Here is a 17,816-nt window from a genome sequence, read left to right as displayed (position 1 = left end):
CGCCGCCGGCCAGTGCGATCCCACGCCCGAACCGGGTGGTGGGAGGTGGGTACAACACCTCCCCCCGTCCGATCACCCGCCCCTAGGATGACCGCCATGGCTATGGACGGCGCGCAGACGACCCCTGACGTGGTGGAGGACGTGTTCGAGGGACACGCCACGGACATCGAGGTCGAGGACCCCGGTGAGGAGACCGAGCGGATCCAACGACCATGGAACCCCGACCAGATCCGGGTGAACACCAGCCAGTTCTCCCTGCGCAACATCCTCGACCAGATCGACGAGGGCTCCATCGAACTCGCTCCGGACTTCCAGCGTCTCCAGGTCTGGCGCGCCGACCAGAAGTCCCTGCTCGTCGAGTCCCTGTTGCTCCAGATCCCGCTGCCCGCCTTCTACTTCGCGGAGGACGCGGACGGGTCGTTCCGGGTCGTCGACGGACTTCAGCGGCTCTCCACGCTGCACGCGTTCGTCCGGGGCGGCGAGAACGGGTTCGCCCTCGGGAAGCTGGAGCATCTGAACGACCTGAAGGACCTGCGTTTCACCGATCTCCCCGTGCCGTTCCAGCGGCGGATCAACAACACCCAGCTGATCGTCAACGTGATCGACCCGACGACACCGCGCGGAGTGACGTACGAGATCTTCAAGCGGATCAACACCGGTGGAACCCCGCTGAACGCGCAGGAGATCCGCCACTGCATGAGCAGTCCGCGCAGCAGGGACATCCTGCACCGGATGACCCACACGGACGCCTTCGCCAAGGCCACCGGGGGCCGCCTGACCAACCACATCCGGATGAACGACCGGGAGATGGCGCTGCGGTTCGCCGCGTTCTGGCTGAAGGACATCGAGGCCTACCAGGAGCGGCCCATGATGGAGCTGTTCCTGATGGACGCCACCGAGATGCTCGACGATCCGAAGCAGGTCCCCGACGAGCGGGTGGCGGCGCTGGAGGAGGCCTTCGACCGGGCGATGACCCACGCATACCTCGTCTTCGGGGAGCACGCCTTCCGCAAGTGGCCGAAGGGCGACGACTACCGTCGTCCGATCAACCGGGCCATGTTCGAGAGCTGGTCGCTCGCCCTGGCCGATCCCGATCACACCACCGCCGACCTGCGGGCGCGCCGGAAGGCGATCGTGCAGGCCGCGCGGGAGCGGATGACCACGGACGTCACCTACCTCAATGCCATCACCTCCTCCACCACCGACCGCCATCGCGTCGACTACCGCTTCAAGGCCGCCGTCGCGGACGCCGGAGCCGGCCGGTGATCACTTCCCTGGAGATCCGGGGCTTCAAGCGGTTCGAATCGGAGTCGTTCGAACTGCGCCCCCTGACCGTCCTGACCGGGGTCAACGGCGGCGGCAAGAGCACCATGCTCCAGTCCCTGCTGCTGGCGCGGCTGGCCGAGAGGGCACGCGGCGTGGCGGGCGACGCCGTGCGGCTGAACGGTCCGCTCCGGCTGGCCCTCGGTGAGGCCCGGGACGTGCTGAACTGGGCGACCGACGCACGCGAGATCACCGTACGGCTGGGCGGCCCGAACGGTGAGTCATGGGTGTACGTCCTCGGTCTGCCCGACTCGGAACAGGCACTGCACCTGAACGCGCTGCGGCTGCCGGTGCAGTCCGTGCCCGGCATCGGGCGGGATGTCGTCGACCCCGCGTTCACGTATCTGTGCGCTGAGCGTCTCGGACCGCGCGACACGCTGTCGGTGTCCGCCGAGGAACCCGACCGGATCGGGGTGGGAGTACAAGGGGAGTTCACCGCACAGGTGCTGGCACTGCGCGACACGCGTGCCGTGACCAGCCGGAAAGCGGTCCGTAAGCCACTGCGGCACGCGGACGCCGCCGGTCCGCAACTCCGGCTCCAGGCCGAGGCCTGGGCCTCGGAGATCATCCGCCCGCTGCAGATCACCGCACGGGTCGCCGTGGGCATCATGGCCGGGACGATCCGCTTCAGCGAGCCGGGCCTGAGCGGTGAGGAGATCCGCCCCGTCAACACCGGTTTCGGTGTCTCCTACGCCCTTCCCGTCATCGTCGCCGGTCTGCTCACCGAGCCGGGCGACCTGTTGATCGTCGAGAACCCCGAGGCCCATCTTCACCCGGCAGGGCAGTCCCGGCTCGGCCGCTTCCTCGCGCGCGTGGCGGGCAGCGGGGTGCAGGTCCTGGTCGAGACACACAGCGACCACGTCCTCAACGGAGCCCGGCTCGCCGTCGCCCAAGACCGCTCCCTCCCGGCGAAGGACATGATCACGCACTACTTCGACCACGACCGGACCCTGCCCATCGCCATCAACGACAGGGGCGAACTCAGCCACTGGCCGAGTGGCTTCTTCGACCAGATCGAGAGCGACCTGGGGAGGCTGGCCCGTGCCGGACGCAGCAGGTGACGCCGACGACTACCGCGTGGTCGTCGGCGAGGAGTCCTTCGACTGGCGGGAGCTGGCGGACGCCGATCTGCCCGAGGCCCTCGACATGCTCGCGAAGTTATTGGAGCCCCTGGCCGACGGCCGCAAGGCGGCGTTCATGAACGCCGCGTACGACGTGGAGTGCCGGCCCTCGGTCTCGCTGATCGACGCCCTGTACTCGCCCGACGGCGGGCTGCCCCGTGACGTGCGGGCCCGCCTGCAGACGCTACTGGGCAAGTGCAAGCGGCTGGACCCCGACGAGGCGGACCTGCCGCAGCCCGTCCGTGTGGCCGAGGGCCCCTGGCGCGAGCCGTCCTGGGGCACGGCACACGCCCTGGCCAGAGCGGCGGAAGGCCGGGCCATGTCCTGTCTCCTCGCGCCGTACGCCAAGGAGCCCGACTGGCCGTCCGGATGGGTCACCGTCACCCGGACGACGGAGACGGGCCAGGACGAGGTGAGGGCACACGTCCTGCGCTCACCCGCGGACGCGCCGGGCTTCTGGCGAGGCCTGTTCACCCACGAACCCGTCCCGGCCGAGCACTTCTTCACCCTCACCGAGGACGCCTTTCCGCGGCTGCTCTTCGCCGAGACCCTGCGCCTGCACCACTTCAAGGGCTCCTACGCCGAGGTCCTGCCCTGGCTGGTGAAGCTGCTCGGAGCCCTCAACGACCACTTCGCCCGGACCCTGGCCGACTGCGGCGGCGACCAGAACCAGGTCATGGCCAGATTCTCCGCCCTGGGCCTGGACATCTCCCCCGAGAGTCCGAACACGAAGAAGAACGCGAAGGCGTGGGAGCAACGCAAGGTGGTTCACGGCGACGCCGCCTACCGCTGCGAGTGGCACGGCAAGCGCCTGTGGGACCGCGACCGGGTGCACTTCTCCCTGCCGCTCGCCGACCAGGACGACCGCGTTCTCATCGGGATCTTCGTGGAGCATCTGGCGACCTGACGAGTCGTCTCAGTCGTCCCGCTCCTTCTCCGCCAGGCTGATCACGCACACCGTGACGGCGATCAGCAGCGCCGGGTCCGCGTCGTCACGTACGACGTCCAGGCCGTAGGTCTCGCGGACGCTCAGCCATCTGCGGGAGATGTGCGCGAGGAGTTCCCCGTCGTACTCGATGACGAACTCACGGTCGAGGATCTTGCCGCTGACGTCGAGTTCGGTGCCTTCCGCCAGGGAGACCCGGTAGTGGTTGCGCAGCAGGGAGAGGCGCTTGCGGCGGACGGTGGCGAGGGGCTCGCCGCCGCGTTCGACGACCATGGTGTCGCGCAAGGCGAACATCTTGCGGCGGATGTCGATCAGCACCCGCCCCTGGGTGTCCTTCAGCTCGAAGGTGTCCCGCAGCCGCATGGCCTTGCCGTCGACGAGGAAGGCCTTCCGGCCGTGCTCGTCCTCGATCCAGTAGTCGTCACCGATGCCGAGGAGCCGGTCGCGTACGAGGAATCTCATGTCTACAGGCGTTCCCCCGCGCCCGCACCGAAACGTCGCCTGTAGGCCGAAGGGCTCAGCCCGGTCTCCTGGCGCAGGCGCGCGCGGAGGTTCGCGGCGGTCCCGAGTCCGCTGCGCTCGGCGACCACGTCGAGACGCACCTCCCCGCGTTCGATGAGCCGTCGGGCCAGGGTCACGCGTTCCCCGTTGAGCCAGGCCAGAGGTGTCGTGCCGAGCTGGCTGCGGAAGCGGCGGTGCAGGGTGGCGGGCGAGACGGCCGCGCGGGTGGCGAGGTCCGAGACCGTGAGGGGGGCGGCGAGGCGCTTCTGGGCCCAGGCCAGCACGGGTCCGAGGGACTCGTCCGGGATGTGCGGAACGGGCCGCTCCACGAACTGCTGTTGCCCGCCGTCGCGATGAGCCGCGAACACCAGCCGTCGGCTCACCGCGTTGGCCAGCTCCGCGCCGTGGTCCCGGCGCCAGATGTGCAGCCCCAGGTCGAGCGAGGCCGCGCTGCCGGCCGAGCTCAGCAGGTCGCCCTCGTCGACGTAGAGCACGTCCGGTTCCAGCCGGACCTTCGGATGCAGCTGCTGGAATGTCTCCGCCCAGCGCCAGTGGGTGGTGGCCCGACGGCCGTCGAGCACCCCGGCCTCCGCCAGCGCGAATGTGCCCGTGCAGAAACTCACGACCCGCGCCCCGCGCGCGTGGGTGCGCCGGATGGCGTCGAGCACGGCGGCCCCGCGCGGCACGACGTTGTCCGGTCGGCCCGGTACGACGAGGGTGTCGGCGTCGTCGACGGCGTCGAGCCCCGCCACCCCGGTCATGGTGAAGAACCCGTGGTTCATCCGGACCTGGGCCCCGGGCGTGCACAGCGTCACCTCGTACAGCGGCACAGGCAGCCCCAGCTCGGGCCGCGGCAGCCCGAACAACTCGGTCGCCACGCCCACTTCGAAGGGGTTGGTGGCCTCGTCGACGACCACCACGACACGGTGCGGACTCGGCGGAGGATGCTGCGAGGATCCTTTCGGCATGTGCGATTCCTAGCACTCGTACGGTGGTGCGCACACACCGACGATGACTTCATGGAACCCACCGCACCCATCTCCCTGGCAGAGGCGCTGTCTTCTTTCGACGCCCTGTGGAGCCCCCGCATCGTCACCACCGTCAACGACTACGACGTCCGCGTGGCCAAGGTCGAGGGCGACCACCTCTGGCACGTCCACGAGAACACCGACGAGTTCTTCCTGGTCATCGAGGGCGAACTGCACATCGGCCTGCGCGAGGCGGAGAGGGAACGCACGGTCGTCCTGCCTCGAGGCTCGGTCTTCACCGTCCCACGAGGGGTCGAGCACAAGCCGCACGCCCCGTCCCGCGCAGCCATCCTCGTCATGGAACCGAGCGGTACGAGTACCGTCGGCGACCGGCATGACGACATCCCGGACCATGTGGACGTGACCACGGGGCACGCGCTGAGCTGACCGTCCGTTCCGGCTGACACGCCCACCAGCAGGACTGCGGCGTGCCGGTCCGGATCACGGAGGGCGGGGCGGACCGGCTGCCGCTGGTGCCGACGGGGATGGACGAGGGCGGCGATGGAGTCCGTCGGGGCCGCCGCCCCCGCTGCTCGCCGGGACGGTCACACGCCGCCGTATCCGTCGCGGCTGTGCCGGCCTTCGTCGATGACCGGAGTCGAGGGCGGTACCACCACGCGCCTCCGCTTGGCGATGCTGCTGAACGTCGCGACCCCTATGAGTCCGACGATCATGAAGATGACGCCGACCAGGTCGAGGTTGACCCCTTGCATGTCCCAGTCGGTGGCGAACGTGAGGATGGCCCCCACCGCGATCAGAATGATGCACCCGCCCAGGCCCATGAGTGTTCCTCCCTGTGTCCGGTTGGGTCGGCCGGTCGTTCCGGTCGTTCGGTCCTACCGGTTGACATCGGGTACCCGGACAGGCCGGTCAGTAACAGCCGTTGGGGGCGGGAGGGGGCGCGGGCCCGGGGGTCAGCCCTCCAGGAAGGCCGCCAGGGCGTTCGCCAGGAGGTAGGGGTCCTTCGCTCCGCACAGCTCGCGGACGCTGTGCATCGAGAGGATGGCCACCCCGATGTCGACCGTGCGGATGCCGTGCCGGGCGGCGGTGATGGGGCCGATGGTGGTGCCGCAGGGCATGGAGTTGTTGGAGACGAACGTCTGGAACGGCACCCCGGCCTTCTCGCAGGCGGCGGCGAAGACGGCGCGGCCCGAACCGTCCGTGGCGTAGCGGTTGTTGACGTTGACCTTCAGGATCGGGCCGGCGTCCGCGCGGGGGTGGTGCGTCGGGTCGTGGCGCTCCGCGTAGTTGGGGTGGACGGCGTGGCCGGTGTCGGAGGACAGACAGACCGTGCCCGCGAAGGCCCGTGCCCGGTCCTCCCAGGAGCCGCCGCGCGAGAACACCGTGCGCTCCAGGACACCGCCGAGCAGCGGGCCGTCCGCGCCGGTGTCGGACTGGGAGCCGTTCTCCTCGTGGTCGAAGGCGGCGAGGACGGGGATGTACGGGAGGTCGTCACCGGAGGCGGCGACGGCGGCGAGCGCGGCCGTACCGGCGTGCACGGAGAGCAGGTTGTCCATGCGGGGACCGGCGAGCAGTTCGTTGTCGCGGCCCAGGTACGCGGGGGGCTCGACGGAGTGGGTCATCAGGTCCCAGCCGGTGACCTCGCCCGCGGGGAGCCCCGCCTCCTCCTCCAGGAAGGCGATCAGGTCGCCGTCGCGGACGTCGTCGCCGAGGCCCCAGACGGGCTGGAGGTGCCGCTGCTTGTCGAGCTTGAGGCCCTCGGAGGTGACCGTCCGGTCGAGGTGGATGGCGAGTTGGGGGACGCGCAGAAGCGGTCTGTCGACGTTGACGAGGCGGCTGGAGCCGTCGCGCAGGGAGAGCCGGCCGGCGAGGCCGAGGTCGCGGTCGAGCCAGGAGTTCATCAGCGGACCGCCGTAGATCTCGACGGCGACCTGGCGCCAGCCGTGGGCACCGCTGTCGGGACGGGGCTTGACCCGCAGGTTGGGGGAGTCGGTGTGGGCGCCGACGATCCGGAAGGGGGTGTGGGGGTCGGCGCCCTTCGGGACGTACCAGGCGATGATCGCGCCCCCGCGCAGCACGTACCGGCCGCCCAGCGAGCCGTCCCACGCGTCGGTCTCCGAGACCTGCCGGAAGCCTGCCTTCTCCAGCCGTTCCGCGGCGCTCGCCACCGCGTGGTACGGGGTCGGGCTGCTCGCCAGGAACGTCATGAGGTCGTCGGTGTGGCCGCGATCGAAGCGTGGGGGTGTGCGCATGGGGTTCACCTTAACGACGTACGAGGGCCCGCTCCCTGGGGACGGGAGCGGGCCCTCGTGGCGGGCGGGCGCGGGAGCGGGCGCCGGACGGACGGGCAGGGTCCGTCCGGCGCCACGACCTGGTCGGCCGGGGGCGGTCGGCTAGAACGCCGCCTCGTCCAGCTCCATCAGGTCCAGGTCGACACCCTCGGAGATCTTGCGGGCGAGGGTGACGCCCGGGAGGACGTTGGCGGCGAAGAACTTCGCCGCCGCGATCTTGCCGGTGTAGAACGCCTTGTCCTTGGCGGAGGCGGTCGGGAGCTTCTCGGCGGCGACGGCGGCGCCCTTGAGGAGCAGGTAGCCGACGACCACGTCACCGGAGGCCATCAGCAGGCGGGTGGTGTTCAGGCCCACCTTGTAGATGTTCTTGACGTCCTGCTCGGTGGCGGCGAGGTCGGTGAGCAGGAGGCCGACGATGGCCTCCAGCTCGACGGCGGCCTTGGCGAGGTGCTCGCGGGCCCCCTCCAGCTGCTCGCCGCCCTCTCCGAGGGCCAGGAACTTCTTGATCTCCTCGGCGAGGGAGTTGAGCGCGGCGCCCTGGTTGCGGACGATCTTCCGGAAGAAGAAGTCCTGGCCCTGGATCGCGGTGGTGCCCTCGTAGAGGGTGTCGATCTTGGCGTCGCGGATGTACTGCTCGATCGGGTACTCCTGGAGGAACCCGGAGCCGCCGAAGGTCTGCAGCGACTGGGCGAGCTGCTCGTAGCCCTTCTCGGAGCCGTAGCCCTTGACGATGGGCAGGAGCAGGTCGTTCAGGGCCTCCAGGGCGGAGAAGTCCTCGCCGGCCGCCTCCTTGACCTGGATCTCGTCCTGGATGGAGGCCGTGTAGAGGACGAGGGCGCGCATGCCCTCCGCGTACGCCTTCTGCGTCATCAGCGAGCGGCGGACGTCGGGGTGGTGGGTGATGGTGACCTTGGGCGCGGTCTTGTCCATGAAGTTCGCGAGGTCCGGGCCCTGGACGCGCTCCTTGGCGTACTCCAGCGCGTTCAGGTAGCCCGTGGAGAGCGTGGAGATCGCCTTCGTGCCGACCATCATGCGGGCGAACTCGATGATGCGGAACATCTGGCGGATGCCGTCGTGCTTGTCGCCGATCAGCCAGCCCTTGGCGGGGTGCTGGTCGCCGAAGGTCATCTCGCAGGTGTTGGAGGCCTTCAGGCCCATCTTGTGCTCGACGTTGGTGGCGTAGACGCCGTTGCGCTCGCCCAGCTCGCCGGTCTCGAAGTCGAAGAGGTACTTCGGGACGAGGAAGAGGGACAGGCCCTTGGTGCCGGGGCCGTGGCCCTCGGGGCGGGCGAGGACGTAGTGGAGGATGTTCTCCTCCATGTCGTGCTCACCGGAGGTGATGAAGCGCTTGACGCCCTCGATGTGCCAGGAGCCGTCCTCCTGCTGGACGGCCTTGGTGCGGCCGGCGCCGACGTCCGAGCCGGCGTCCGGCTCGGTGAGGACCATGGTGGAGCCCCAGGTCTTCTCGACCGCGATCTGGGCGATCTTCTTCTGGACGTCGTTGCCCTCGTCGTAGAGGATGCCGGCGAACGCCGGGCCGGAGGCGTACATCCACACGGCCGGGTTGGCGCCGAGCAGCAGCTCCGCGTAGGACCAGATCAGGGAGCGCGGCGCGGTGGTGCCGCCGATCTCCTCGGGGAGGCCGAGCCGCCAGTACTCGGACTCCATGAAGGCCTTGTAGCTCTTCTTGAAGGACGCCGGTACCGGGGCGGTGTTGGTCTCCGGGTCGAAGACCGGGGGGTTGCGGTCGGCATCCACGAAGGACTCCGCCAGCTCGTTCTCCGCGAGACGGGTCAGCTCCTCCAGGATGCTCTTGGCGGTGTCCGTGTCCATCTCCGCGAACGGGCCGGTGCCGTACAGCTTGTCGCGCCCGAGGACCTCGAAGAGGTTGAACTCGATGTCGCGGAGATTCGACTTGTAGTGCCCCATGGCGACGGCTCCGTAAGAGAGATCGGCGAGGCACTGGATCCTCGCACTAGTTCACGTACCAACAAGTAGCTTGTATGTCGATGATGCTACCCATCAGTAATAAGAAGCAACCCCGATCGGGTCATCTGTGACTCGTTACGCTTTGCCGCATGTACGGCTACGACCAGAGCGCCGGCCCCCAGCAGCAGTACGCCCCGCCGCCGCAGCAGCAGATGCCCGGGCAGATGCCCGGCGGCCAGATGGGGGGCGGCTACGGACAGCAGGCACCCCTGTACCCCGAGCCGTCCCCGCCCTCCCTCGCGGACGCGGTGCGGGCCTTCACCACCGGGCAGCTGGCGGCGGAGGACTTCCAGCAGGTCTTCGCGTCGTCCAAGGTGTACTGCCCGCGCGGGGACAACCCCGGGTTCCTGGCGCTGCACAACACCCAGCAGCCGGTGATCCCGATGTTCACCTCGCTCAAGGAACTCCGTCGGTACGCCGGCAAGGAGTCCAAGTACTTCGTGATCACCGGTGCGGAGGTGATCGATCTGCTGCCGACCGGCTACGGCTTCGTCCTCGACATGGAGGGGGAGCACCGGATGGTGTTCGACGCGAAGGCCGTGGAGCAGATGGTGGAGTTCGCGATGCGGCGGATGTACGGGTAGCTCCGCTGGTCGGGCCGGGTTCGGGTTCCGGGTTCGGGGTGGTGGGTGCGGTTCGTCGCGAGGTGCGGGGCTGTGGGGGTTGTTCGCGCAGTTCCCCGCGCCCCTTGGGTGGGCTGGGGCTTGGGCATAGTGGTTTGCTGAATCGTTTCTTCCGGTCTCTCGGGTCCTCTACTGTTCGCCGGTGACCCGGGTCGTCATCTCGCCGTTGGTCCTCTGGGCCGGCGGCGTTCTGCTGTCCGGGGCCGTGCGGGAATGCGACGGGGTCCGTGCGCTGTTGGGCCTGGCAGGAAGTTCAATAATCAACTAAACTGAGCGCACAAGGAGGTACCGACATGCCCGCAGTGACCGTCGAGAACCCGCTGATCCTGCCCCGTGTCGCCGCGCCGACCGACGCGGTGGCCCGCCCGGTGCTCGCCGTGACGACCGCGCCCAGTGGTTTCGAGGGCGAGGGCTTCCCGGTCCGCCGCGCCTTCGCCGGGATCAACTACCAGCACCTCGACCCGTTCATCATGATGGACCAGATGGGCGAGGTGGACTACGCGCCGGGAGAGCCGAAGGGCACCCCCTGGCACCCGCACCGCGGCTTCGAGACCGTCACCTACATCATCGACGGGATCTTCGACCACCAGGACAGCCACGGCGGTGGCGGCACCATCACCAACGGCGACACCCAGTGGATGACGGCCGGCTCCGGCCTTCTCCACATCGAGGCGCCGCCGGAGTCCCTCGTCATGTCCGGCGGCCTGTTCCACGGCATCCAGCTGTGGGTGAACCTCCCGGCCCGCGACAAGATGATGGCCCCCAAGTACCAGGACATCCGCGGCGGCCAGGTCCAGCTGCTCACCACCCCGGACGGCGGCGCGCTCCTTCGCGTCATCGCCGGCGAGCTGGACGGTCACCAGGGGCCGGGCATCACCCACACCCCGATCACCCTGCTCCACGCGACCGTGGCGCCGGGCGCGGAGATCACCCTGCCGTGGCGCGAGGACTTCAACGCCCTCGCCTACGTCCTCGCCGGGCGCGGCAGCGTCGGCGCGGACCGGCGGCCGATCCACCTCGGTCAGACGGCCGTGTTCGGATCGGGCTCCTCGATCACCTTCCGCGCGGACGAGCAGCAGGACTCGAACGCGCCCGACCTGGAGATCGTGCTCCTCGGCGGACAGCCGATCCGTGAGCCGATGGCCCACTACGGCCCGTTCGTCATGAACACCCGCGAGGAGCTCCAGCAGGCGTTCGAGGACTTCCAGAAGGGCCGGCTGGGGACGGTCCCGGCGGTGCACGGGATGACCTCCGAAGGGCCGCAGGGCTGAGCGTATAAGGCCGTCCCGCCGGGCAAATGCGGGCTGTCTTCACCAATCGGGCCACCGGGTGTCGTCCGGGTTCACTGGGCGTGGGGTGATCATGCACACCCGGTCGACGCCTGGATGAGCGCCGCCTCCACCGCGTAGGTTTTGGCATGTCCACCCCTTCGGCTGACCTCCGGAGCGGGTGGCTCTCATGGGGGAGAGAGCACCACTCGGATCCCGCCCCGGCCATCGGCCGGGGCGGGCTCAGTTCTGCCCGCTTCCCCGCCGCGCACGCAGGGATACGGGGAGAGACACCATGCGCAGACTGTTCCACCACGATGGATCCCGACGTCCGTCCGGCACTGCTCCGTTCGCTTGAGCACGTCCGCGCTGTCGTTCCTGCGAGGGTGCGCGACCGTCGCGGCGGCCCGTTCCGCGGCCGTGACGGTGGTGGCGGCGGTACGGCGGCTGCCGGTCTGGTCGGTTCCGGTGCTCTGGACGCTCGCGCTCGGTCTGTGGGGGCTGTCCCGGCAGCACAGTGTGTGGCGGGACGAGGCGGCGACCTGGCAGGTCGCGCGGCGGTCGACCGCCGACATCTGGCACATGCTGGCGCAGGTCGATGTCGTCCACGGGGCCTACTACCTGCTGATGCACGGCCTCTTCAGCTGCTTCGGACCCGGCACGACGACCCTGCGGCTGCCCTCGGTGCTGGCCATGGCGGGAGCGGCGGCCTGTGTCACGGTCGTCGGCCGTCGGCTGGCCGGGCTCTGGGCCGGCCTCGGCGGCGGACTGGCGTTCGGGCTGCTGCCGGCCGTGCAGTTCCACCTCCAGGAGGGCCGCCCGTACGCCCTGACAGCGGCCGGCGCCGGACTCTCGACGCTGCTGCTGGTGACCGTGCTCCAGCGGGGGCGCGCCCGCTCGGGGGCGCACTGGGTGGCGTACGGGGGCGTGATCCTGGTGTGCGGGCTGCTGAACTGGCTGTCCCTGCTGATCGTGCCCGCGCACGCGGCGACCCTGGGGTGGACCCGGGCGCCGCGCGCGACCTGGGTGCGCTGGGCGACGGCCTCGGCGGTCGCGGTGGCGGGGGTGCTGCCGCTGATCCTGTTCAGCCGGCGGCAGTCCGACCAGGTCTCCTGGATACCGCCGGTGACCTGGCACATGCTGATCGGCCCCGCCGTCCTGCTGATGATCGGCACTCTGGGGGCGCTGCTGGACCGGCCGCGGGTGGGGCGGCTGTCGGTGGCGGCCGTGGGGCTGCCGCTGCTGGCGGTGCCGCAGCTGGGTCTGCTCGGCCTGTGCCTGATCCGTCCCCTGTTCCTGGACCGCTACATCCTGTTCAGCATGCTGGGCCTGGCGCTGCTGATCGGCACGGCCCTCGACGCGGCGGCGCGGGCCGTCCGGCCGGGGTTCCCCAGAACGGCGTCGTGGCTCGTCCCGGTGCTGGTGGCCGTCGCGACGGTGGCGATGCTGCCGTACGCGCTGGCCGAGCGGTCCCCCGCCAGCCGGGTCGACGACGTCCTGGCGGCGGCCGAGCACGTACGGCAGCTGAAGCGGCCCGGAGACGCGGTCCTCTTCGCCCCGGCCGCCCGGCGCGACACCGCGCTCGTCTCCCCCGGCGACTTCGCGGGCCTGCGGGACATCGCGCTGGCCCGTGGCCCCGTGGCGTCCGGGACGCTCAAGGGGGTGGAGGCGGATCCGGCCCGGATCCGGACCGCGATGCTGGCGCAGCGACGGATCCTGCTGGTCACCGACGCGCCCGGGGTGGCCCGGCCACCGTCGGGGGGACGGGAGCGGACGAAGGCGGCGGTGCTGGAGGAGTACTTCGCCGTGGTGGTGGACGAGTCGGTGCGGGGGCGGCGGGTGGTCGTGTACGAGCGGCGCTGATGCGCGTCCGCGCGCGGCATGGGGCGCGCGATGTGGACGCCGGGGAGCGTGCCGGCCGTGCAGATGCTGGAGGGGCATGTGCTGATGCCGGCCGTCCAGAGCCGGACCGTGCGGATGCATCCGGCGGTGGTGATGCTCGCGATCACGGCGGGGGCGCCGGTGGCCGGGGGCTCGGGATGCTGCTGGCGGTGCCGCTGACGGACAGCGGCGTTCGGGGTGGAGCACGAGCTGTGGGGGCGGTTCGTGTAGGTCCGGGCGAGGCCCCCTCGGCTCCGCACATGGCTGGGGGCCGGGCCGGGCCGGTCAGTTCAGGGGCGCGCCGTCCAGGGGCGTGCCGTGCGGACCGTCCGGGGGTGGCGTCTCGTACAGCTCGAACCAGATGCTCTTGCCGTCGCCGCGGGGGTCCACGCCCCAGGCGTCGGCGAGGACGTCCATGAGGACGAGGCCGCGGCCGGAGGAGGCCAGTTCGCCGGGGTGGCGCTTGTGGGGGAGGTCGTCGCTGGCGTCGGTGACCTCGATCCGCATCCGGCGCCTACCGCCGTCGCCGGTCATCTCGGCGACGAGAAGGGCGTCGGCGTCGGTGTGGACGAGGACGTTGGTCAGCATCTCGGAGACGAGGAGGACGGCGGAGTCGACCTGGTCGCCGCAGGTCCAGTCGTGGAGGAGTTCGCGTACCTGCTGGCGGGCGCCGGCGATGCGTTCGGGCTCCGCCTGGGCGATGGTCAGGGCGGTGCGGCGGGTGGGTGCCGGTATCGCGGTGGTGTTGCCGCGGCCGCGTCCCGCGCTCTCCCGGCACAGCAGCAGCATCGCAATGTCGTCCTCGCGCCGGTCGGCGAGCGGGCCGGGCGTGTGGTGCGAGGAGGGGCCGTGCACCCCTTGCACGAGCGCGTCGGCCAACGCCTCCAGCCGCCCGGGCGCGAGCCCCACGACCTCCGGCGCACCCACGACCTCCGGCGCACCCACGACCTCCGGCGCACCCTCGGCCTCCGGCGCACCCCCGGCTCTCAAGGCACCCGCAGCCCTCAAGGCACCCGCAGCCTCCGAGGCACCCCCGGCCGAGGCACCCCCGGCCCCCGCCGCCCCCGTGCCCCCCTCCCCCGCGCGCGGTGTCGTGTCGAAGGATTCCAGGATGGTGCGGATGCGGCGCCAGCCCGTGTCGAGGTCGTGGCCGCCGGTTTCGATGAGGCCGTCGGTGCACAGGAGCATGGTCTCGCCCGGCTCCAGCACCAGCCGGGTCGTGGGGTAGTCGGCGTCGGGGTCGATGCCGAGGGGGAGGCCGCCCGGGGTGGGCCGGACCAGGACCGTTCCGTCGGCCATGCGGACCACCGGGTCGGGGTGTCCCGCACGGGCGATGTCGAGGACGCCGGACGCCGGGTCGACCTCGACGTAGAGGCAGGTCGCGAAGCGCAGGTCGGGATACGCGTCGGCGGCGGAGTCCGTGATGCCGTGCAGGAAGCGCGAGGCGCGGGAGAGGACGGCGTCGGGGCGGTGGCCCTCGGAGGCGTAGGCGCGCAGGGCTATGCGGAGCTGGCCCATGAGACCGGCGGCGCGGACGTCATGGCCCTGGACGTCGCCGATGACCAGCGCGAACCGGCCGCTCGGCAGGGCGATCATGTCGTACCAGTCGCCGCCGACCTGGAGTCCGCCGCCGGTGGGGACGTACCGCGCGGCGACGCTCATGCCCGGTATCTCGGGACCCAGCGTGGGCAGCATCGTGCGCTGCAAGCCGTCGGTCAGCTCGCGCTCGGTCTCGGCCGCGCCGGCCCGGGAGAGCGCCTGGGCGAGCATGCGCGCGACGGTGGTCAGGACCGAGCGCTCGTCGGGGGTGAAGGTGACGGGGTGGGTGAAGCCCGCCATCCACGCGCCCATCGTGCGGCCGGCGACGGTCAGCGGCAGGAACGCCCAGGACTGGCGGCCGAACTGCTCGGCGAGCGGCCAGGCCGTGGGGTAGCGCGCCTTGTACTCCTCGGGGGAGGAGAGATAGACGGCGCGGCCGGTGCGGACCACCTCGGCCGCCGGGTAGTCCGTCTCCAGCGGCATATGGGTGAAGGGGCCCTCGTCGCCCTGGTTGTGCCCGTGGTGGCCGATGACGGTGAGGCGGTCGGCCTCCACGCCGAAGACCGCGAGTCCGTCCGGGGAGAAGCCGGGCATCGCGAGGCCCGCCGCGACCCGCAGCACCTCGGCCGTGGACCGCGCCTCGGCCAGCGCCCGGCCCGCGTCCAGCAGGAACGCCTCCCGCGAACGCCGCCAGTCGCCGGTGACGGAGGGAGCCCGGACGGCGGTCGCCGGGGAGGGCTCGGTGACCTCCTGGATGGTGCCGATCAGCTCGAAGGACTTGCGCACCGGGTCGAAGGTCGGCTTGGAGCGGCTGCGGATCGTGCGGATCACCCGGCCCCGTTCGTCCATGACCCGGATCCGCACCTCGGCGAGGGTGTCCTCGGCGACGGCGAGCTGCACGACCGAGACGATCTCGTTCCAGTCGACGGGGTGCAGACGCGAGCGCGCCCCGGCCTGGGTGAGGGTGGTCGGCTCGGCGGGCAGCCCCATGAGCCGGGCGGCCTCGGCGTCCAGCGTGACGGTTCCGGCAGCGCTGTCCCAGGTCCACAGTCCCGTCGCGAGGGCGGACAGGACGTCCCCCACGGTGGGCGGGGGCTCACCAGTGCGCATTGACCCACTCTAAGAACAGCTGATCGGACCGTGCCACCGAAGCTGTAGCGGGCACCGAGGGGTGCCCGAAGCCATGACGGAGCCATGGGCCGACGAGGACCATGACTGAGCCATGACGAGAAACCACGACCGGTGGCGACGGAGGTGACGGCAATCGACGCTAGCGACAGTAACCGCTTGCGGTCCTGCCCATGGCTATGACCGTGCGTATCCGGTCAGAAGAACGGCCGCCGGGTCACCTCGGCCCGGCCCCCGGACGGTAAGCGCTGCAGCTCCTCGCTCCCCGAGGGAAATGGTGGGGAGGCGATCTCGGGGTGCCCGGTACCCTTGGCGTTGTTTCACGTGAAACAGCGGCCCTAGGGAAACACCGGCCGCGAGACACCCGCCAGATCCCCGATCAGCGAAGGCTGGATGAACGACGATGCATCGGTACAGGTCCCACACCTGCGGCGAGCTCCGCGCCTCTGACGTCGGCACCGACGTCCGGCTGAGCGGCTGGCTGCACAATCGGCGCGACCTGGGCGGCATCCTCTTCATCGATCTCCGCGATCACTACGGCATCACGCAGCTGGTGGCCCGTCCGGGCACCCCCGCCTACGAGGCGCTGGACAAGATCTCCAAGGAGTCGACCGTCCGCGTCGACGGCAAGGTCGTCTCGCGCGGCGCCGAGAACATCAACCCGGACCTGCCCTCCGGTGAGATCGAGGTCGAGGTCGGCGAGGTCGAGCTGCTCGGCGCGGCCGCCCCGCTCCCCTTCACCATCAACACCGAGGACGGGGTCAACGAGGAGCGGCGCCTGGAGTACCGCTTCCTGGACCTGCGCCGCGAGCGCATGCACCGCAACATCATGCTGCGTACGGCCGTGATCAGCGCCATCCGTCACAAGATGACGGCCCTCGGCTTCAACGAGATGGCGACCCCGATCCTCTCCGCCACCTCCCCCGAGGGCGCCCGCGACTTCGTCGTGCCCTCGCGCCTCAACCCGGGCAAGTTCTACGCGCTCCCCCAGGCTCCGCAGCAGTTCAAGCAGCTGCTGATGATCTCGGGCTTCGACCGCTACTTCCAGATCGCGCCCTGCTTCCGTGACGAGGACGCGCGCGCGGACCGTTCGCCGGGCGAGTTCTACCAGCTCGACGTGGAGATGTCCTTCGTCGAGCAGGAGGACGTCTTCCAGCCCATCGAGAAGCTCATGACCGAGCTGTTCGAGGAGTTCGGCGGCGGCCGCCACGTCACCTCGCCCTTCCCGCGCATCCCGTTCCGCGAGGCGATGCTCAAGTACGGCTCCGACAAGCCGGACCTGCGCGCCCAGCTGGAGCTGGTCGACATCACCGATGTCTTCGAGGGCTCGGAGTTCAAGGCGTTCGCCGGCAAGCACGTGCGCGCGCTCGCGGTGCCGGACGTCTCGGCCCAGCCGCGCAAGTTCTTCGACCAGCTCGGCGAGTACGCGATCGAGCAGGGCGCCAAGGGCCTGGCCTGGGTGCGGGTCGCGGAGGACGGTTCGCTGTCCGGCCCGATCGCCAAGTTCCTCACCGAGGAGAACGTCGCCGAGCTGACCAAGCGCCTGTCGCTGGCCGCCGGTCACGCGGTCTTCTTCGGCGCGGGCGAGTTCGAAGAGGTCTCGAAGATCATGGGCGCGGTGCGGGTCGAGGCCGCCAAGCGCGCCGGGCACTTCGAGGAGGGCGTCTTCCGGTTCTGCTGGATCGTCGACTTCCCGATGTACGAGAAGGACGAGGAGACCGGCAAGATCGACTTCTCGCACAACCCCTTCTCCATGCCGCAGGGCGGTCTGGAGGCCCTGGAGACCCAGGACCCGCTGGACATTCTCGGCTGGCAGTACGACATCGTCTGCAACGGCGTCGAGCTGTCCTCCGGCGCCATCCGGAACCACGAGCCCGAGATCATGCTCAAGGCCTTCGAGATCGCGGGCTACGACCGTGACACCGTCGAGGAGCAGTTCGCCGGCATGCTGCGCGCGTTCCGCTTCGGCGCCCCGCCGCACGGCGGCATCGCGCCGGGTGTCGACCGCATTGTCATGCTCCTCGCGGACGAGCCCAACATCCGCGAGACCATCGCCTTCCCGCTCAACGGCAACGCCCAGGACCTGATGATGGGCGCGCCGACGGAGCTGGAGGAGGCGCGGCTGCGCGAGCTGCACCTGTCGGTGCGCAAGCCGCAGCCGAAGTAGGCAGTGAGGCTGACAAGAAAGTAAGGCAAGCCTTTCTCGGCCTGTCGGTG

14 protein-coding genes and 1 pseudogene are annotated in these 17,816 nt (G+C 70.3%); 9 read left to right on the top strand and 6 right to left on the bottom strand.

The window, feature by feature from the left end:
- Positions 1–96 precede the first annotated feature (96 nt).
- The 3 genes from ACZ52C_RS11250 to ACZ52C_RS11240 are packed head-to-tail and all read left to right on the top strand — an operon-like array spanning position 97 to position 3,351.
- Entirely contained in the window at positions 97–1,266 is a 1,170-nt protein-coding gene (locus ACZ52C_RS11250) for a DUF262 domain-containing protein (RefSeq protein ID WP_225617401.1), read from the top strand.
- On the top strand, positions 1,263–2,384 hold the full coding sequence (locus ACZ52C_RS11245) for an AAA family ATPase (RefSeq protein WP_469074470.1): 1,122 nt from the start codon (positions 1,263–1,265) through the stop codon (positions 2,382–2,384). The genes ACZ52C_RS11250 and ACZ52C_RS11245 overlap by 4 nt, the downstream gene beginning before the upstream one ends.
- Positions 2,365–3,351: a hypothetical protein gene (locus ACZ52C_RS11240; protein WP_469074469.1), complete on the top strand. Its 987-nt coding sequence runs from the start codon at positions 2,365–2,367 to the stop codon at positions 3,349–3,351. The genes ACZ52C_RS11245 and ACZ52C_RS11240 overlap by 20 nt, the downstream gene beginning before the upstream one ends.
- 9 nt (positions 3,352–3,360) lie before the next feature.
- On the opposite strand, the gene ACZ52C_RS11235 is transcribed toward ACZ52C_RS11240, so the two are convergent.
- Positions 3,361–3,852 (bottom strand): LURP-one-related/scramblase family protein, encoded by a 492-nt coding sequence (locus ACZ52C_RS11235; RefSeq protein ID WP_469074468.1) that lies wholly within the window; start codon positions 3,850–3,852, stop codon positions 3,361–3,363.
- A 2-nt stretch (positions 3,853–3,854) separates the two neighbouring features.
- Positions 3,855–4,859 carry a helix-turn-helix domain-containing protein gene (locus ACZ52C_RS11230; RefSeq protein ID WP_469074467.1) on the bottom strand — a complete coding sequence of 335 codons (1,005 nt, stop codon included), beginning with the start codon at positions 4,857–4,859 and terminating at the stop codon, positions 3,855–3,857.
- Between the two features lie 51 nt (positions 4,860–4,910).
- Here ACZ52C_RS11230 and ACZ52C_RS11225 point away from each other — a divergent pair, with 51 nt between their 5' ends.
- The gene (locus ACZ52C_RS11225; RefSeq protein WP_469074466.1) at positions 4,911–5,306 is read left to right on the top strand and encodes a cupin domain-containing protein; all 396 of its coding nucleotides are present in this window, start codon (positions 4,911–4,913) and stop codon (positions 5,304–5,306) included.
- A 158-nt stretch (positions 5,307–5,464) separates the two neighbouring features.
- Here ACZ52C_RS11225 and ACZ52C_RS11220 read toward each other — a convergent pair whose 3' ends face one another.
- From ACZ52C_RS11220 to ACZ52C_RS11210, 3 genes are all read right to left on the bottom strand, one after another.
- Complete coding sequence (locus ACZ52C_RS11220; RefSeq protein ID WP_060886086.1) at positions 5,465–5,701, bottom strand: DUF6458 family protein; 237 nt, start codon at positions 5,699–5,701, stop codon at positions 5,465–5,467.
- Positions 5,702–5,833: 132 nt separating this feature from the next.
- Positions 5,834–7,132, bottom strand: a complete 1,299-nt coding sequence (locus tag ACZ52C_RS11215; protein ID WP_469074465.1) for a M18 family aminopeptidase — start codon at positions 7,130–7,132, stop codon at positions 5,834–5,836.
- 141 nt (positions 7,133–7,273) lie between these two features.
- Positions 7,274–9,100 carry an acyl-CoA dehydrogenase gene (locus ACZ52C_RS11210; protein WP_469074464.1) on the bottom strand — a complete coding sequence of 609 codons (1,827 nt, stop codon included), beginning with the start codon at positions 9,098–9,100 and terminating at the stop codon, positions 7,274–7,276.
- A gap of 149 nt (positions 9,101–9,249) precedes the next feature.
- Between ACZ52C_RS11210 and ACZ52C_RS11205 the strand changes: the two genes are divergently transcribed.
- From ACZ52C_RS11205 to ACZ52C_RS11190, 4 genes and pseudogenes are all read left to right on the top strand, one after another.
- A complete protein-coding gene (locus ACZ52C_RS11205) occupies positions 9,250–9,744 on the top strand; it encodes an SseB family protein (RefSeq protein WP_469074463.1) in 495 nt (164 codons plus the stop codon).
- 332 nt (positions 9,745–10,076) lie between these two features.
- Positions 10,077–11,054 (top strand): pirin family protein, encoded by a 978-nt coding sequence (locus ACZ52C_RS11200; protein WP_469074462.1) that lies wholly within the window; start codon positions 10,077–10,079, stop codon positions 11,052–11,054.
- 417 nt (positions 11,055–11,471) lie between these two features.
- Positions 11,472–12,914, top strand: a complete 1,443-nt coding sequence (locus ACZ52C_RS11195) for a glycosyltransferase family 39 protein (RefSeq protein WP_469074792.1) — start codon at positions 11,472–11,474, stop codon at positions 12,912–12,914.
- 33 nt (positions 12,915–12,947) lie between these two features.
- Positions 12,948–13,163: pseudogene (locus ACZ52C_RS11190) on the top strand (AI-2E family transporter); the annotation flags it as partial.
- Between the two features lie 54 nt (positions 13,164–13,217).
- Here the strand turns inward: ACZ52C_RS11190 and ACZ52C_RS11185 are convergent.
- Entirely contained in the window at positions 13,218–15,581 is a 2,364-nt protein-coding gene (locus tag ACZ52C_RS11185; protein WP_469074461.1) for a SpoIIE family protein phosphatase, read from the bottom strand.
- Positions 15,582–16,002: 421 nt separating this feature from the next.
- On the opposite strand from ACZ52C_RS11185, the gene aspS reads away from it, so the two are divergent.
- Positions 16,003–17,766: an aspartate--tRNA ligase gene (gene aspS / locus ACZ52C_RS11180; RefSeq protein ID WP_469074460.1), complete on the top strand. Its 1,764-nt coding sequence runs from the start codon at positions 16,003–16,005 to the stop codon at positions 17,764–17,766.
- Positions 17,767–17,816: the final 50 nt, after the last annotated feature.

The sequence above is a fragment of the Streptomyces sp. NPDC034049 genome (assembly GCF_055575575.1).
This window is presented reverse-complemented; position numbering and strand designations above follow the sequence as displayed.

Excerpts from the sequence above, each read along its gene's own strand:
- ACZ52C_RS11230 (WP_469074467.1), bottom strand. The coding sequence starts at position 4,859 with ATGCCGAAAGGATCCTCGCAGCATCCTCCGCCGAGTCCGCACCGTGTC.
- aspS (WP_469074460.1), top strand. The coding sequence starts at position 16,003 with ATGCATCGGTACAGGTCCCACACCTGCGGCGAGCTCCGCGCCTCTGAC.
- ACZ52C_RS11235 (WP_469074468.1), bottom strand. The coding sequence starts at position 3,852 with ATGAGATTCCTCGTACGCGACCGGCTCCTCGGCATCGGTGACGACTAC.
- ACZ52C_RS11205 (WP_469074463.1), top strand. The coding sequence starts at position 9,250 with ATGTACGGCTACGACCAGAGCGCCGGCCCCCAGCAGCAGTACGCCCCG.
- ACZ52C_RS11200 (WP_469074462.1), top strand. The coding sequence starts at position 10,077 with ATGCCCGCAGTGACCGTCGAGAACCCGCTGATCCTGCCCCGTGTCGCC.
- ACZ52C_RS11225 (WP_469074466.1), top strand. The coding sequence starts at position 4,911 with ATGGAACCCACCGCACCCATCTCCCTGGCAGAGGCGCTGTCTTCTTTC.
- ACZ52C_RS11185 (WP_469074461.1), bottom strand. The coding sequence starts at position 15,581 with ATGCGCACTGGTGAGCCCCCGCCCACCGTGGGGGACGTCCTGTCCGCC.
- ACZ52C_RS11210 (WP_469074464.1), bottom strand. The coding sequence starts at position 9,100 with ATGGGGCACTACAAGTCGAATCTCCGCGACATCGAGTTCAACCTCTTC.
- ACZ52C_RS11250 (WP_225617401.1), top strand. The coding sequence starts at position 97 with ATGGCTATGGACGGCGCGCAGACGACCCCTGACGTGGTGGAGGACGTG.
- ACZ52C_RS11215 (WP_469074465.1), bottom strand. The coding sequence starts at position 7,132 with ATGCGCACACCCCCACGCTTCGATCGCGGCCACACCGACGACCTCATG.
- ACZ52C_RS11220 (WP_060886086.1), bottom strand. The coding sequence starts at position 5,701 with ATGGGCCTGGGCGGGTGCATCATTCTGATCGCGGTGGGGGCCATCCTC.